We start from the raw sequence: 15,279 nt of genomic DNA, 5'->3' as shown, positions 1-15,279 counted from the left end.
GAATGACCGTAGGCCGGGTAAGCGCAGCGCCACCCGGCAGAACTAACGAATAAAGGAACGATGTTATGGCACTTTGGGGTGGGCGTTTTACACAGGCAGCGGATCAACGGTTCAAACAGTTCAACGACTCTTTGCGCTTCGACTACCGCCTGGCCGAACAGGATATCGTCGGCTCTGTGGCCTGGTCCAAAGCGCTGGTCACCGTTGGCGTGCTGACCGCAGACGAACAGCTGCAGCTGGAAGAGGCGCTGAACAATCTGCTGGAAGAGGTGCGTCTTAACCCGCAGCAAATCCTTGAAAGCGATGCCGAAGATATTCACAGCTGGGTGGAAGGCAAACTGATCGACAAAGTCGGCCAACTGGGTAAAAAGCTGCACACTGGCCGTAGCCGCAACGACCAGGTCGCAACCGATCTGAAGCTGTGGTGTAAAGAGACCGTGGCGGAACTGCTGGCGGCTAACCGTCAGTTGCAGAGCGCGCTGGTGGAGACCGCGCAGAATAACCAGGATGCGGTGATGCCGGGGTATACCCACCTGCAGCGTGCGCAGCCTGTCACCTTTGCTCATTGGTCGTTGGCCTATGTCGAGATGCTGGCGCGCGATGAAAGCCGTCTGCAGGACACCTTAAAGCGTCTGGACGTGAGCCCGCTGGGCAGCGGCGCGCTGGCCGGCACCGCCTATGAAATCGACCGCGAACAGCTGGCGGGCTGGCTGGGCTTTGCCTCTGCGACCCGTAACAGCCTGGACAGCGTATCCGACCGTGACCACGTGCTGGAGCTGCTCTCCAACGCCTCTATCGGCATGGTCCATCTGTCGCGCTTCGCCGAAGATCTGATCTTCTTCAACTCCGGTGAAGCCGGATTTGTTGAGCTGTCTGATCGCGTGACCTCCGGCTCTTCCCTCATGCCGCAGAAGAAAAACCCGGATGCGCTGGAGCTGATCCGCGGTAAGTGTGGCCGTGTGCAGGGTGCACTGACCGGGATGATGATGACCCTGAAAGGTCTGCCGCTGGCCTACAACAAAGATATGCAGGAAGACAAAGAAGGGCTGTTCGACGCGCTCGACACCTGGCTGGACTGTCTGCATATGGCGGCCCTGGTGCTGGACGGCATTCAGGTGAAACGCCCGCGCTGCCAGGAAGCGGCCCAGCAGGGCTATGCCAACTCCACCGAGCTGGCGGACTATCTTGTGGCGAAAGGCGTTCCGTTCCGTGAAGCGCACCATATTGTCGGTGAAGCGGTCGTGGAAGCGATTCGTCAGGGCAAAGCGCTGGAAGATCTCCCGCTTGCCGATCTGCAAAAATTCAGTAACGTGATTGGCGACGATGTCTACCCGATCCTGGCGTTGCAGTCTTGTCTGGACAAGCGTGCCGCAAAAGGCGGCGTGTCGCCGAAGCAGGTGGCACAGGCCATTGCGGATGCGAAAACCCGTCTGGTGTAATGCCTGATATGTCGGATGGCGGCTTCGCCTTATCCGACCTACAAACCAAAGCCCAACCCTGTGTTGGGCTTTTTTACGCAAAAAAAAAGCGGACCACGGGGTCCGCAAAAGTTCACGTTGGCTTTAGTTGTGCGAGTTTTGAGAGAAACTCGTAAGACGGGACAGGACTTCAAGGGTAATCGGTGCCGCCTCGTCTCTGTGATGCATTATTCAACAGAATGCTTGATAGGGATAATCGTTCGTTGCTATGCTATCTATCGCCATGAACTATCGTGGCGACGGAGGATGAATAATGAATATTCGTGATCTTGAATACCTGGTGGCGTTAGCCGAACACCGCCATTTTCGCCGCGCGGCAGACTCCTGCCACGTCAGCCAGCCTACCCTTAGCGGTCAGATTCGTAAGCTGGAAGACGAGCTTGGCGTGATGCTGCTGGAGCGCACCAGTCGTAAAGTGCTGTTCACCCAGGCAGGCCTTCTGCTGGTGGATCAGGCGCGCACCGTGTTGCGCGAGGTCAAAGTGCTCAAGGAAATGGCAAGCCAGCAGGGGGAGACAATGTCCGGCCCGCTGCATATTGGCCTGATCCCAACCGTTGGCCCATACCTGCTGCCGCATATTATTCCTATGCTGCATCAGACGTTCCCTAAACTCGAAATGTACCTGCATGAAGCGCAAACCCATCAGCTGCTGGCGCAGTTAGATAGCGGTAAGCTCGACTGCGCCATTCTGGCGCTGGTCAAAGAGAGCGAAGCCTTTATCGAAGTGCCGCTGTTTGATGAGCCGATGATGCTGGCGATCTATGAAGATCATCCATGGGCGAGCCGCGATCGCGTGCCGATGGCCGATCTGGCCGGTGAAAAGCTGCTGATGCTGGAAGATGGTCACTGTCTGCGCGATCAGGCGATGGGCTTCTGTTTTGAAGCCGGTGCCGATGAAGATACCCACTTCCGCGCAACCAGCCTGGAAACGCTGCGTAACATGGTGGCGGCAGGAAGCGGTATTACGCTGCTGCCTGCGCTGGCCGTGCCGCGCGAACATAAGCGTGATGGCGTGGTCTATCTGCCATGCATCAAGCCGGAGCCGCGGCGTACCATTGGCCTGGTTTATCGTCCGGGTTCACCGCTGCGCAGCCGCTATGAGCAGCTGGCGGAGGCCATCCGTGGTGCAATGGATGGCCATTTCGACAGCACCTTAAAACAGGCGGTTTAAGCCGTTCAGCGCCGCTACCCGATAGGCTTCCGCCATGGTCGGGTAGTTAAAGGTGGTATTAACAAAGTATTCGATGGTGTTACCGCCACCTTTTTGCTCCATGATCGCCTGGCCGATATGGATGATTTCCGCCGCACGTTCACCGAAGCAGTGAATGCCGAGGATCTCTTTCGTCTCGCGATGGAACAAAATCTTCAGCGTACCGACGCTCATTCCCACGATTTGCGCCCGCGCCAGATGTTTAAACTGGGCACGACCCACTTCGTAAGGCACCTTCATGGCCGTCAGCTGCTGCTCGGTTTTCCCTACAGAACTGATCTCCGGAATGGTGTAAATGCCCGTCGGGATATCTTCGATCAGGTGTGCTGTCGCTTCGCCTTTCACCAGCGCCTGAGCCGCAATGCGCCCCTGGTCATACGCCGCTGACGCCAGGCTTGGATAACCAATCACATCCCCGACGGCATAGATATGTGGCAGGGCGGTCTGGTACATGCTGTTCACCTTGATCTGCCCGCGGCTGTCGGTGGTCAGACCGATGTTTTCCAGCGCCAGCGAATCGGTGTTACCTGTACGGCCATTGGCATACAGCAGGCAGTCGGCTTTCAGCTTTTTACCCGATTTCAGGTGCATGATGACGCCATCATCACAGCCTTCAATCTTCTCGTACTCTTCGTTGTGACGAATCACCACGCCGCTGTTCCAGAAGTGATACGAGAGCGAGTCAGACATCTCCTGATCGAGGAAGGCCAGCAGACGATCGCGGGTGTTAATCAGGTCGACCTTCACGTTCATACCGCGGAAGATAGAGGCATATTCACAGCCGATCACCCCGGCGCCGTAGATGAGTACGTGGCGCGGCTCATGGTGCAGGCTCAGAATGGAGTCGCTGTCGTACACGCGCGGGTGAGAGAAATCGACATCAGCCGGGCGATACGGGCGTGAGCCGCAGGCGATCACAAATTTCTCTGCGGTGATGGTTTCAACAGAACCGTCATGGCACTCCAGCGCCAGCGTATGTTCATCCACAAAATGCGCGCTGCCCTGCAGAATTTCGCAGTGGTTGCGCTCATAAAAACCCTGGCGCATGCGCGTCTGCTGATTAATCACGTTATCCGCGTGATTCAGAATATCGGCAAAGGAGGAACGAAGAAGACGGGAGTGATCGCTGTAAAGAGGGTTCTGGTTAAATTCAATAATGCGGCTGACGGCGTGGCGGAGGGCTTTGGAAGGGATAGTGCCCCAGTGGGTACAGCCGCCGCCAACGTTATGGTAGCGCTCAATAACCGCTACTCTGGCTCCCTGTTTAACCAGTCCCATAGCAGCGCCTTCGCCGCCGGGGCCGGAACCAATAACAATTGCGTCGTAATCGTAGGAATGTGACATGGTAAGGCTTACCTGTTCTTATACATAAAAGCAACAGAATAGTAACATCATTGACAGGATAACCCAATTATCGTTGTGCTCTTTTCGCGCGGTGGAGCACAAACAACATGTAAACCTTCATTCTGTAAGCCAGGTAATCCGATTAATTTTATTCTCTGGTATAGTGCCTGCGGGCCTTTGGAAGGATTCAACTATCGTGATGGGCGTAAGAGCACAACAAAAAGAGAAAACCCGGCGTTCGCTGGTAGAGGCTGCATTCAGTCAACTGAGTGCTGAGCGAAGTTTTGCCAGTCTGAGCCTGCGCGAGGTCGCACGCGAAGCCGGGATTGCGCCTACCTCTTTCTATCGTCATTTCCGTGACGTGGATGAACTGGGTCTGACCATGGTGGATGAGAGCGGGCTGATGCTGCGCCAGCTGATGCGCCAGGCGCGTCAGCGTATCGCCAAAGGGGGTAGCGTGATCCGCACCTCTGTTTCCACTTTTATGGAGTTTATCGGCAATAATCCCAACGCGTTTCGTTTATTGTTACGGGAACGCTCAGGCACCTCGGCCGCGTTTCGTGCCGCCGTGGCCCGCGAGATTCAGCATTTTATTGCGGAACTTGCCGACTATCTTGAACTCGAAAACCATATGCCGCGCGCCTTCACTGAGGCGCAGGCCGAGGCGATGGTAACAATAGTCTTCAGTGCGGGCGCCGAAGCACTGGATGTGAGCGTTGAACAACGCAAGCAACTCGAAGAGCGACTGGTATTGCAACTGCGGATGATCTCTAAAGGGGCTTATTACTGGTATCGCCGTGAACAAGAAAAACTGGCGCATCAATCCGATGAGTGAAAGGTGAGTAATGAAACAGACAGGACAGGATAAAGGAACATTATTGCTGGCATTGATCGCTGGCTTATCCATTAACGGTACGTTCGCAGCGCTTTTTAGCTCTATTGTACCGTTCTCGGTTTTCCCGATGATCTCTCTGGTGCTGACGGTGTACTGTCTGCATCAGCGTTATCAGAATCGCACCATGCCGGTGGGGTTACCGGCATTGTCGGCGGCGTTCTTTGTACTGGGCGTCCTGCTGTATAGCACCGTGGTGCGCGCAGAGTATCCGGACATTGGCTCTAACTTCCTGCCGGCTGTGCTGTCAGTGGCGCTGGTGTTCTGGATTGGCATTAAAATGCGTAACCGTAAGCAGCAGCTGCCAGAGTAATCATCTTGCTGTTCTGTAGGGCAGGTAAGCGCAGCGCCACCTGCCAAAAAGCGCCGGATGGCGCTTCGTTTATCCGGCCTATGCGTTTTTAGCCGTCAGTAACACTCCGCACTCCATATGGTGCGTGTACGGGAACTGATCGAACAGAGCCAGACGTTCAACCTTGTGCGTCTGGCTTAATGTTTCCAGGTTCTGGCACAAGGTCTCCGGATTACAGGAGATATACAAAATACGCGGGTACGCCTGCACCATCTTCTCCGTTTCGCTGTCCAGCCCACTACGTGGCGGGTCGACGAAAATGGTCTCACACTGGTAGCTCTTCAGATCGATCCCCTGCAGACGATTAAAGTCCCTTACGCCCTTCATCGCCTGAGTAAACTCTTCCGCCGACATGCGAATGATCTGCACATTATCAATATGGTTCGCTGCAATGTTGTATTGCGCGGCGGCGACCGACGGCTTGGCGATTTCGGTGGCCAGTACGCGGTCGAAGTTACGCGCCAGCGCCAGCGAGAAGTTGCCGTTACCGCAGTACAGCTCCAGCAGATCCCCGGTTGCGCCCTCGGTGGCGTTCAGCGCCCACTCCAGCATCTGCACGTTCATGGCAGCGTTCGGCTGCGTAAAGCTGTTCTCCACCTGGCGGTAGATCATCTCTTTCCCCGCCACCGGCAGGCGCTCGTCTATATAGTCCTGATCCAGCGCGATTTTGGTTTTGGTCGCGCGGCCAATCAGATGCACATTGATGTTCTGCGCGCGCAGCGCATCACGCAGGGCTTCTGCGGCCTGGCGCCACTCGTCGTTCAACGCCTTATGGTACAGCAGCGAGACGATGGCCTGATTGCTTTGGGTGGTCAGGTAGTCAATCTGGAAGAGCTTATGGCGCAGCAGCGGATTATTGCGCACGCCATCCATCATCAGCGTCATCAACTGGTTAATCAGCTCGCTGGCCGCCGGGAAACTGTCCACGCGGATCCGGCTTTTGGTCTGCTGATCGAAAATAATGTGGTACAGGTCGTCGCCGTCGTGCCAGATGCGGAATTCGGCACGCATACGATAGTGCCTAACCGGGGAGCGGAACACCTCAGGCGCAGGCGCAGCAAAAGGCGTCATCATACTTTGCAGACGGACGACTTTCTCTGCCAGTTGCGCGTCGTACTGTTCTGTCGGGAGGTGTTCTGGAGTCATGATGCTTCCTGTTGATGATGAATTACGCGGGGATTGTAGGGATTGTACAGGGGATGTCCAGCCTTAATGGTCAACGGCAGTCTGGACATCTATACGTGTCTAAATGTAGCATTATGTTTCCGGTCTCTTATGAGTGAAAAGGGAATCCAGTGCAAATCTGGAGCTGACGCGCAGCGGTAAAGACTGGCGGGATGAGTTAACAGACACTGTGAAAATGGGAAGTCTACATCCACTAAACGCCACCTAGCCCGAAGACCTGCCGGGATCACGTCGCATTTGGTTTCATCATCGCGTGCTATCGATGAGGCCTGCGGCATCCTTCTTATATTGTGGATGCTTTTACAATGATTAAAAAAGTATCGCTGTTGACGGCGCTTTCCGTCACGGCATTTTCGGGCTGGGCGCAGGATGGCGCAGACTCGTTGGTGGTGACGGCAAACCGTGTTGCACAACCTGCAAATACCGTTCTGGCTCCGAGTTCTGTCGTTACCCGGGAAGATATCGAGCGTTGGCAGGCTAAAAGCGTCGTTGAAGTGATGTCGCGCTTACCGGGCGTTGATATCGCCCAAAGCGGTGGAATAGGTGCCACCTCTTCTACCTTTATTCGCGGCACGGAATCCCGCCATGTGCTGGTGCTGATTGATGGCATTCCACTGAATAACGCCGGGATCAGTAATTCACCGGATCTCAGCCAAATCCCCGTTTCGCTTATTCAGCGTGTTGAATACATCCGTGGCCCGCGTTCGGCCCTGTATGGTTCAGATGCGATTGGCGGCGTGATTAACATCATTACGGGTCGGGACACGCCAGGGGCGGAAATCACCGCCAGCGTCGGCTCGAAAGGCTATCAATCCTATGATGGTTCCTTCCAGCAGGTGCTGGATAAAACCAAAATTACCCTGGGCGGTAACTATACCTATACCCGCGGCTTTGATATTGATGCGGCGGATGCGCCACGCCAGCCCGACCGTGACGGTTTTATGAGTAAGTCGCTGTTTGGCTCGGTTGAGCAGCAATTCACTGACAGCCTGAGCGGTTTCGTGCGTGGCCTCGGCTACGACAACCGCACCGCGTATGACGGCTATGAGCATTATGACAACAACTTTATGGTCGATGGCCTGCCTGATACCCGTCAGCTTTACAGCCAGAACTGGGACACCGGCCTGCGCTATAACCAGGGGATCTACCAGACACAACTGGTGACCGGTTACGGTCGCAGTAAAGACCAGAACTACGATCCGAGCAAAGGCCGCTATGCTTCCTCTGCTACCATGGATGACGTTAAGCAGTACACGGCCCAGTGGATGAACACCGTCACGGTGGGCCACGGCAATATCGGCGCCGGTCTGGACTGGCAGAAGCAAAAAACCCAGGCGGGAACGGGTTATCTGGATAAAGGCTATGAGCAGCGCAACACTGGGGTATTTCTGTCCGCCCTGCAGCAGTTCGATAGCGTGACCCTGGAAGCGGCCGCGCGTAATGATGACAACTCTAACTTTGGTAACCATAACACCTGGCAGACCAGCGCCGGATGGGAGTTCATTGACGGTTATCGCATCATCGCGTCCTACGGCACCGCCTATAAAGCACCGACCATGAGCCAAATCCACAGTGCGAGCTACGGCAACCCGGATCTGAAACCGGAAGAGAGCAAGCAGTGGGAAGGCGGTTTCGAGGGGCTGACCGGCCCGGTGACCTGGCGTGTATCGGGTTATCGTAACGATATCGACAACCTGATCAGCAGCGACCCGCGTACGTTCCGCTACTACAACGTTGATAAAGCACGTATCAAAGGTATTGAAGCCACGGCGCAGTTTGATACTGGCCCGGTAGGCCATCAGATTTCTTATGACTACGTGGATCCGCGCAATGCCAAAACGAACGAAGTGCTTGCCCGCCGTTCGAAGCAGCAGGTGAAGTATCAGCTGGATACGCAGGTGTGGGATCTCGACTGGAATCTGGCCTACCGCTACCTGGGTACCCGTTATGATGTAGCGTACGATCCTGATACGTTCACCTCAGAGCGAGTGAAAATGGGTGGGGTAAGTTTGTGGGATCTCGCTGTTTCATATCCTGTCACCTCTCACCTTACAGTTCGTGGTAAAATAGCCAACCTGTTCGATAAAGACTACGAGACAGTTTATGGCTACGAAACTGCAGGACGGGAATACACCTTGTCTGGCAGCTACACCTTCTGACCCACGTCCCACCGTACTGGTGTTTGACTCCGGTGTCGGTGGGCTTTCAGTCTATGATGAGATTCGGCAACTTCTGCCGGATCTTCATTACATCTATGCCTTCGATAACGTGGCTTTCCCCTACGGGGAAAAGAGCGAAGCGTTTATTGTTGAACGCGTCGTTGAGATCGTTACCGCTGTGCAACAGCAGTATCCCCTCGCACTGGCGGTGATTGCCTGCAACACCGCCAGTACGGTCTCCCTCCCGGCACTACGCGAAAAGTTCCCGTTCCCGGTTGTGGGCGTGGTGCCGGCAATTAAACCTGCTGCGCGCCTGACGGCAAATGGCGTGGTGGGGCTCCTGGCTACCCGCGGTACGGTTAAGCGGCCTTATACCCGCGAACTGATCGAACGCTTTGCAAATGAATGCCAGATTGCGATGTTAGGTTCTGCCGAGCTGGTTGAGATGGCGGAAGCCAAACTGCACGGCAAAGCGGTCTCGCTGGAAGAGCTGCGCCGTATTCTGCGTCCATGGCTGCGGATGGCGGAGCCGCCGGATACGGTGGTGCTGGGTTGTACGCATTTCCCTTTGCTACAGGAAGAGCTGTTGGCCGTACTTCCGGAAGGCACCCGGCTGGTGGATTCAGGGGCAGCGATTGCCCGTCGCACAGCGTGGCTACTTGAACATGAAGCGCCAGACGCAAAATCTGCCGACGCAAATATCGCTTATTGCATGGCATTGACCGCTGAGACTGAGCAACTTTTACCCGTTTTACATCGTTATGGCTTCGAAACGCTCGAAAAACTAGCGGTGTAGCACGTTTTTGCGCAAAAAAAAGACAGTTGAAAAGTTTTTTTAAATTAGCTCTTGTCAGCGCCGGAGAACTCCCTATAATGCGCCTCCACTGACACGGAACAACGGCACGCAAGCCGCCGGGTCAGCGGGGTTCAGCGATGAATACCCGGCAGAGAAAAGCGCGAAATAATCGCTTGACTCTGAATGAGGAAAACGTAATATACGGGACCTCGCAACGGTGAGCGAAAGCCGCGTTGCACTGCTCTTTAACAATTTATCAGACAATCTGTGTGGGCACTCAAAGTGACATGGATTCTTAATGTCCTCGGACAATAAATGAATACCAAGTCTCTGAGTGAACACGTAATTCATTACGAAGTTTAATTCACGAGCATCAAACTTAAATTGAAGAGTTTGATCATGGCTCAGATTGAACGCTGGCGGCAGGCCTAACACATGTAAGTCGAACGGTAGCACAGAGAGCTTGCTCTCGGGTGACGAGTGGCGGACGGGTGAGTAATGTCTGGGAAACTGCCTGATGGAGGGGGATAACTACTGGAAACGGTAGCTAATACCGCATAACGTCGCAAGACCAAAGAGGGGGACCTTCGGGCCTCTTGCCATCGGATGTGCCCAGATGGGATTAGCTAGTAGGTGGGGTAATGGCTCACCTAGGCGACGATCCCTAGCTGGTCTGAGAGGATGACCAGCCACACTGGAACTGAGACACGGTCCAGACTCCTACGGGAGGCAGCAGTGGGGAATATTGCACAATGGGCGCAAGCCTGATGCAGCCATGCCGCGTGTATGAAGAAGGCCTTCGGGTTGTAAAGTACTTTCAGCGAGGAGGAAGGCATTGTGGTTAATAACCACAGTGATTGACGTTACTCGCAGAAGAAGCACCGGCTAACTCCGTGCCAGCAGCCGCGGTAATACGGAGGGTGCAAGCGTTAATCGGAATTACTGGGCGTAAAGCGCACGCAGGCGGTCTGTTAAGTCAGATGTGAAATCCCCGGGCTCAACCTGGGAACTGCATTTGAAACTGGCAGGCTTGAGTCTTGTAGAGGGGGGTAGAATTCCAGGTGTAGCGGTGAAATGCGTAGAGATCTGGAGGAATACCGGTGGCGAAGGCGGCCCCCTGGACAAAGACTGACGCTCAGGTGCGAAAGCGTGGGGAGCAAACAGGATTAGATACCCTGGTAGTCCACGCCGTAAACGATGTCGACTTGGAGGTTGTGCCCTTGAGGCGTGGCTTCCGGAGCTAACGCGTTAAGTCGACCGCCTGGGGAGTACGGCCGCAAGGTTAAAACTCAAATGAATTGACGGGGGCCCGCACAAGCGGTGGAGCATGTGGTTTAATTCGATGCAACGCGAAGAACCTTACCTACTCTTGACATCCAGAGAACTTGCCAGAGATGGCTTGGTGCCTTCGGGAACTCTGAGACAGGTGCTGCATGGCTGTCGTCAGCTCGTGTTGTGAAATGTTGGGTTAAGTCCCGCAACGAGCGCAACCCTTATCCTTTGTTGCCAGCGGCTAGGCCGGGAACTCAAAGGAGACTGCCAGTGATAAACTGGAGGAAGGTGGGGATGACGTCAAGTCATCATGGCCCTTACGAGTAGGGCTACACACGTGCTACAATGGCGCATACAAAGAGAAGCGACCTCGCGAGAGCAAGCGGACCTCATAAAGTGCGTCGTAGTCCGGATTGGAGTCTGCAACTCGACTCCATGAAGTCGGAATCGCTAGTAATCGTAGATCAGAATGCTACGGTGAATACGTTCCCGGGCCTTGTACACACCGCCCGTCACACCATGGGAGTGGGTTGCAAAAGAAGTAGGTAGCTTAACCTTCGGGAGGGCGCTTACCACTTTGTGATTCATGACTAGGGTGAAGTCGTAACAAGGTAACCGTAGGGGAACCTGCGGTTGGATCACCTCCTTACCTTAAAGAACCTGCCTTTGTAGTGTCCACACAGATTGTCTGATAGAAAGTAGAAAGCAAGACGGCTGCGAAGTCGTGACACCTCGTGTCCCCTTCGTCTAGCGGTTAGGACTCCGCCCTTTCACGGCGGCAACAGGGGTTCGAATCCCCTAGGGGACGCCACTTGCTGGGTGTGAGTGAAAGGCACAACCAAACAGTATCTCAAAACTGACTTCAGAGTCATGTTTGAGATATTTGCTCTTTAAAAATCTGGATCAAGCTGAAAATTGAAACGACACACTGTGTCTGTTCTCCGTAATAAGAACAGATGAAGGTGTGTTCGAGTCTCTCAAATTTTCACAACACGAAGTGAAACAGCTTCGGGTTGTGAGGTTAAGCGACTAAGCGTACACGGTGGATGCCCTGGCAGTCAGAGGCGATGAAGGACGTGCTAATCTGCGAAAAGCGCCGGCGAGGTGATATGAACCCTTGACCCGGCGATGTCCGAATGGGGAAACCCAGTGTGATTCGTCACACTATCGTTAGCTGAATACATAGGCTAACGAGGCGAACCGGGGGAACTGAAACATCTAAGTACCCCGAGGAAAAGAAATCAACCGAGATTCCCCCAGTAGCGGCGAGCGAACGGGGAGCAGCCCGGAGTCTGAATCAGCTTGTGTGTTAGTGGAAGCGTCTGGAAAGTCGCAGGGTACAGGGTGATACTCCCGTACACGAAAGCACACTTGCTGTGAACTCGAAGAGTAGGGCGGGACACGTGGTATCCTGTCTGAATATGGGGGGACCATCCTCCAAGGCTAAATACTCCTGACTGACCGATAGTGAACCAGTACCGTGAGGGAAAGGCGAAAAGAACCCCGGCGAGGGGAGTGAAAAAGAACCTGAAACCGTGTACGTACAAGCAGTGGGAGCACCTTCGGGTGTGACTGCGTACCTTTTGTATAATGGGTCAGCGACTTATATTCTGTAGCAAGGTTAACCGTATAGGGGAGCCGAAGGGAAACCGAGTCTTAACTGGGCGTTAAGTTGCAGGGTATAGACCCGAAACCCGGTGATCTAGCCATGGGCAGGTTGAAGGTTGGGTAACACTAACTGGAGGACCGAACCGACTAATGTTGAAAAATTAGCGGATGACCTGTGGCTGGGGGTGAAAGGCCAATCAAACCGGGAGATAGCTGGTTCTCCCCGAAAGCTATTTAGGTAGCGCCTCGTGAACTCATCCTCGGGGGTAGAGCACTGTTTCGGCTAGGGGGCCATCCCGGCTTACCAACCCGATGCAAACTGCGAATACCGGGGAATGTTATCACGGGAGACACACGGCGGGTGCTAACGTCCGTCGTGAAGAGGGAAACAACCCAGACCGCCAGCTAAGGTCCCAAAGTCATGGTTAAGTGGGAAACGATGTGGGAAGGCACAGACAGCCAGGATGTTGGCTTAGAAGCAGCCATCATTTAAAGAAAGCGTAATAGCTCACTGGTCGAGTCGGCCTGCGCGGAAGATGTAACGGGGCTAAACCATGCACCGAAGCTGCGGCAGCGACACTATGTGTTGTTGGGTAGGGGAGCGTTCTGTAAGCCTGCGAAGGTGTGCTGTGAGGCATGCTGGAGGTATCAGAAGTGCGAATGCTGACATAAGTAACGATAAAGCGGGTGAAAAGCCCGCTCGCCGGAAGACCAAGGGTTCCTGTCCAACGTTAATCGGGGCAGGGTGAGTCGACCCCTAAGGCGAGGCCGAAAGGCGTAGTCGATGGGAAACAGGTTAATATTCCTGTACTCGGTGTTACTGCGAAGGGGGGACGGAGAAGGCTATGTTGGCCGGGCGACGGTTGTCCCGGTTTAAGCATGTAGGCGGAGGTTCCAGGTAAATCCGGTACCTTTTTAACGCTGAGGTGTGATGACGAGGCACTACGGTGCTGAAGCAACAAATGCCCTGCTTCCAGGAAAAGCCTCTAAGCATCAGGTAACACCAAATCGTACCCCAAACCGACACAGGTGGTCAGGTAGAGAATACCAAGGCGCTTGAGAGAACTCGGGTGAAGGAACTAGGCAAAATGGTGCCGTAACTTCGGGAGAAGGCACGCTGATATGTAGGTGAAGCCCCTGCGGGTGGAGCTGAAATCAGTCGAAGATACCAGCTGGCTGCAACTGTTTATTAAAAACACAGCACTGTGCAAACACGAAAGTGGACGTATACGGTGTGACGCCTGCCCGGTGCCGGAAGGTTAATTGATGGGGTCAGCGGCAACGCGAAGCTCTTGATCGAAGCCCCGGTAAACGGCGGCCGTAACTATAACGGTCCTAAGGTAGCGAAATTCCTTGTCGGGTAAGTTCCGACCTGCACGAATGGCGTAATGATGGCCAGGCTGTCTCCACCCGAGACTCAGTGAAATTGAAATCGCTGTGAAGATGCAGTGTACCCGCGGCAAGACGGAAAGACCCCGTGAACCTTTACTATAGCTTGACACTGAACACTGGTCCTTGATGTGTAGGATAGGTGGGAGGCTTTGAAGCGTGGACGCCAGTCTGCGTGGAGCCGTCCTTGAAATACCACCCTTTAATGGCTGGTGTTCTAACGTAGACCCGTAATCCGGGTTGCGGACAGTGTCTGGTGGGTAGTTTGACTGGGGCGGTCTCCTCCTAAAGAGTAACGGAGGAGCACGAAGGTCAGCTAATCCTGGTCGGACATCAGGAGGTTAGTGCAATGGCATAAGCTGGCTTGACTGCGAGAGTGACGGCTCGAGCAGGTGCGAAAGCAGGTCATAGTGATCCGGTGGTTCTGTATGGAAGGGCCATCGCTCAACGGATAAAAGGTACTCCGGGGATAACAGGCTGATACCGCCCAAGAGTTCATATCGACGGCGGTGTTTGGCACCTCGATGTCGGCTCATCACATCCTGGGGCTGAAGTAGGTCCCAAGGGTATGGCTGTTCGCCATTTAAAGTGGTACGCGAGCTGGGTTTAGAACGTCGTGAGACAGTTCGGTCCCTATCTGCCGTGGGCGCTGGAGAATTGAGGGGGGCTGCTCCTAGTACGAGAGGACCGGAGTGGACGCATCACTGGTGTTCGGGTTGTCATGCCAATGGCACTGCCCGGTAGCTAAATGCGGAAGAGATAAGTGCTGAAAGCATCTAAGCACGAAACTTGCCCCGAGATGAGTTCTCCCTGAGCCTTTAAGGCTCCTGAAGGAACGTTGAAGACGACGACGTTGATAGGCCGGGTGTGTAAGCGCAGCGATGCGTTGAGCTAACCGGTACTAATGAACCGTGAGGCTTAACCTTACAACGCCGAAGCTGTTTCGGTGGGTTTGAGAAAATTTTCAGCATTGATTCAGAGTTAAGTACACAATAGTTTGCGCAGCAGCAAGGCGGCAAGCGAAGGAAAGGAAGGAGCATACTGAAGTATGTGACTGACTTTACGAGCGCAGCCAACGCGGCTGATGCGATAAAGTATTGCGTACAGAGCACCAAGAATTTGCCTGGCGGCTGTAGCGCGGTGGTCCCACCTGACCCCATGCCGAACTCAGAAGTGAAACGCCGTAGCGCCGATGGTAGTGTGGGGTCTCCCCATGCGAGAGTAGGGAACTGCCAGGCATCAAATTACGTAGTAAACCGGGGCAATAAACCGGTAGTTGTAGAAGTATTCGGTGGAGCGGTAGTTCAGTCGGTTAGAATACCTGCCTGTCACGCAGGGGGTCGCGGGTTCGAGTCCCGTCCGTTCCGCCACTTATTTAAACTAAGCCTGCTACATTAGCAGGCTTAGTAGTAAGAAATTTAGGGGCGTAGCTCAGTTGGTAGAGCACCGGTCTCCAAAACCGGGTGTCGCGAGTTCGAGTCTCTCCGCCCCTGCCATATAAAGAATCCTTTGCTTCGGCGAAGGATTTTTTTTTGCCTGTAATATTTCAACTTTCCCCTCTTTAAGCCTTTAATTGCGTCCCTGCAACAGGCTG

The 15,279-nt window shown here is 54.3% G+C and carries 8 protein-coding genes, 3 tRNA genes, 3 rRNA genes and 1 riboswitch; of the genes, 12 read left to right on the top strand and 2 right to left on the bottom strand.

Features of this window, described 5'->3' with window-relative positions; translation table 11 throughout:
- Nucleotides 1-65: 65 nt before the first annotated feature.
- Both argH and oxyR read left to right on the top strand, forming a co-directional pair.
- On the top strand, nucleotides 66-1,439 hold the full coding sequence (argH, locus tag C2U54_RS04020) for an argininosuccinate lyase (RefSeq protein WP_103177483.1): 1,374 nt from the start codon (nucleotides 66-68) through the stop codon (nucleotides 1,437-1,439).
- Between the two features lie 292 nt (nucleotides 1,440-1,731).
- Nucleotides 1,732-2,649, top strand: a complete 918-nt coding sequence (gene oxyR, locus C2U54_RS04010; RefSeq protein ID WP_103177482.1) for a DNA-binding transcriptional regulator OxyR — start codon at nucleotides 1,732-1,734, stop codon at nucleotides 2,647-2,649.
- Here oxyR and sthA read toward each other — a convergent pair.
- Nucleotides 2,632-4,032 (bottom strand): Si-specific NAD(P)(+) transhydrogenase, encoded by a 1,401-nt coding sequence (gene sthA, locus C2U54_RS04005; protein WP_103177481.1) that lies wholly within the window; start codon nucleotides 4,030-4,032, stop codon nucleotides 2,632-2,634. The two genes, oxyR and sthA, sit on opposite strands and share 18 nt — an antisense overlap.
- A 196-nt stretch (nucleotides 4,033-4,228) precedes the next feature.
- Here sthA and fabR point away from each other — a divergent pair, with 196 nt between their 5' ends.
- Complete coding sequence (gene fabR, locus C2U54_RS04000; RefSeq protein ID WP_032615233.1) at nucleotides 4,229-4,867, top strand: HTH-type transcriptional repressor FabR; 639 nt, start codon at nucleotides 4,229-4,231, stop codon at nucleotides 4,865-4,867.
- A gap of 10 nt (nucleotides 4,868-4,877) precedes the next feature.
- On the top strand, nucleotides 4,878-5,237 hold the full coding sequence (locus C2U54_RS03995; RefSeq protein WP_103177480.1) for a YijD family membrane protein: 360 nt from the start codon (nucleotides 4,878-4,880) through the stop codon (nucleotides 5,235-5,237).
- A gap of 78 nt (nucleotides 5,238-5,315) precedes the next feature.
- Here C2U54_RS03995 and trmA read toward each other — a convergent pair whose 3' ends face one another.
- Nucleotides 5,316-6,422 (bottom strand): tRNA (uridine(54)-C5)-methyltransferase TrmA, encoded by a 1,107-nt coding sequence (gene trmA / locus C2U54_RS03990; protein WP_103177479.1) that lies wholly within the window; start codon nucleotides 6,420-6,422, stop codon nucleotides 5,316-5,318.
- 103 nt (nucleotides 6,423-6,525) lie between these two features.
- Nucleotides 6,526-6,700, top strand: a riboswitch (cobalamin riboswitch).
- A 66-nt stretch (nucleotides 6,701-6,766) separates the two neighbouring features.
- Between trmA and btuB the strand changes: the two genes are divergently transcribed.
- From btuB to C2U54_RS03950, 8 genes are all read left to right on the top strand, one after another.
- Nucleotides 6,767-8,620, top strand: a complete 1,854-nt coding sequence (gene btuB / locus C2U54_RS03985) for a TonB-dependent vitamin B12 receptor BtuB (RefSeq protein ID WP_103177478.1) — start codon at nucleotides 6,767-6,769, stop codon at nucleotides 8,618-8,620.
- Entirely contained in the window at nucleotides 8,565-9,416 is an 852-nt protein-coding gene (murI, locus tag C2U54_RS03980; RefSeq protein ID WP_103177477.1) for a glutamate racemase, read from the top strand. Before btuB ends, murI begins: the two co-directional genes overlap by 56 nt.
- A 381-nt stretch (nucleotides 9,417-9,797) precedes the next feature.
- Nucleotides 9,798-11,337, top strand: a 16S ribosomal RNA gene (locus C2U54_RS03975).
- 87 nt (nucleotides 11,338-11,424) lie between these two features.
- Nucleotides 11,425-11,499, top strand: a tRNA-Glu gene (locus C2U54_RS03970).
- 208 nt (nucleotides 11,500-11,707) lie between these two features.
- Nucleotides 11,708-14,611, top strand: a 23S ribosomal RNA gene (locus C2U54_RS03965).
- Nucleotides 14,612-14,807: 196 nt separating this feature from the next.
- A 5S ribosomal RNA gene (gene rrf, locus C2U54_RS03960) occupies nucleotides 14,808-14,923 on the top strand.
- Together the 16S, 23S and 5S rRNA genes with 3 tRNA genes alongside form the textbook arrangement of a ribosomal RNA operon.
- Nucleotides 14,924-14,978: 55 nt before the next feature.
- Nucleotides 14,979-15,055, top strand: a tRNA-Asp gene (locus C2U54_RS03955).
- 50 nt (nucleotides 15,056-15,105) lie between these two features.
- Nucleotides 15,106-15,181: transfer RNA gene (locus C2U54_RS03950), tRNA-Trp, on the top strand.
- Nucleotides 15,182-15,279: the final 98 nt, after the last annotated feature.

Source organism: Leclercia sp. LSNIH1 (genome assembly GCF_002902985.1).
In the GTDB taxonomy this organism is placed as follows: domain Bacteria; phylum Pseudomonadota; class Gammaproteobacteria; order Enterobacterales; family Enterobacteriaceae; genus Enterobacter.
The sequence above is the reverse complement of the archived record's forward strand: the minus strand, read 5'-3'. Positions and strand labels throughout refer to the sequence as shown.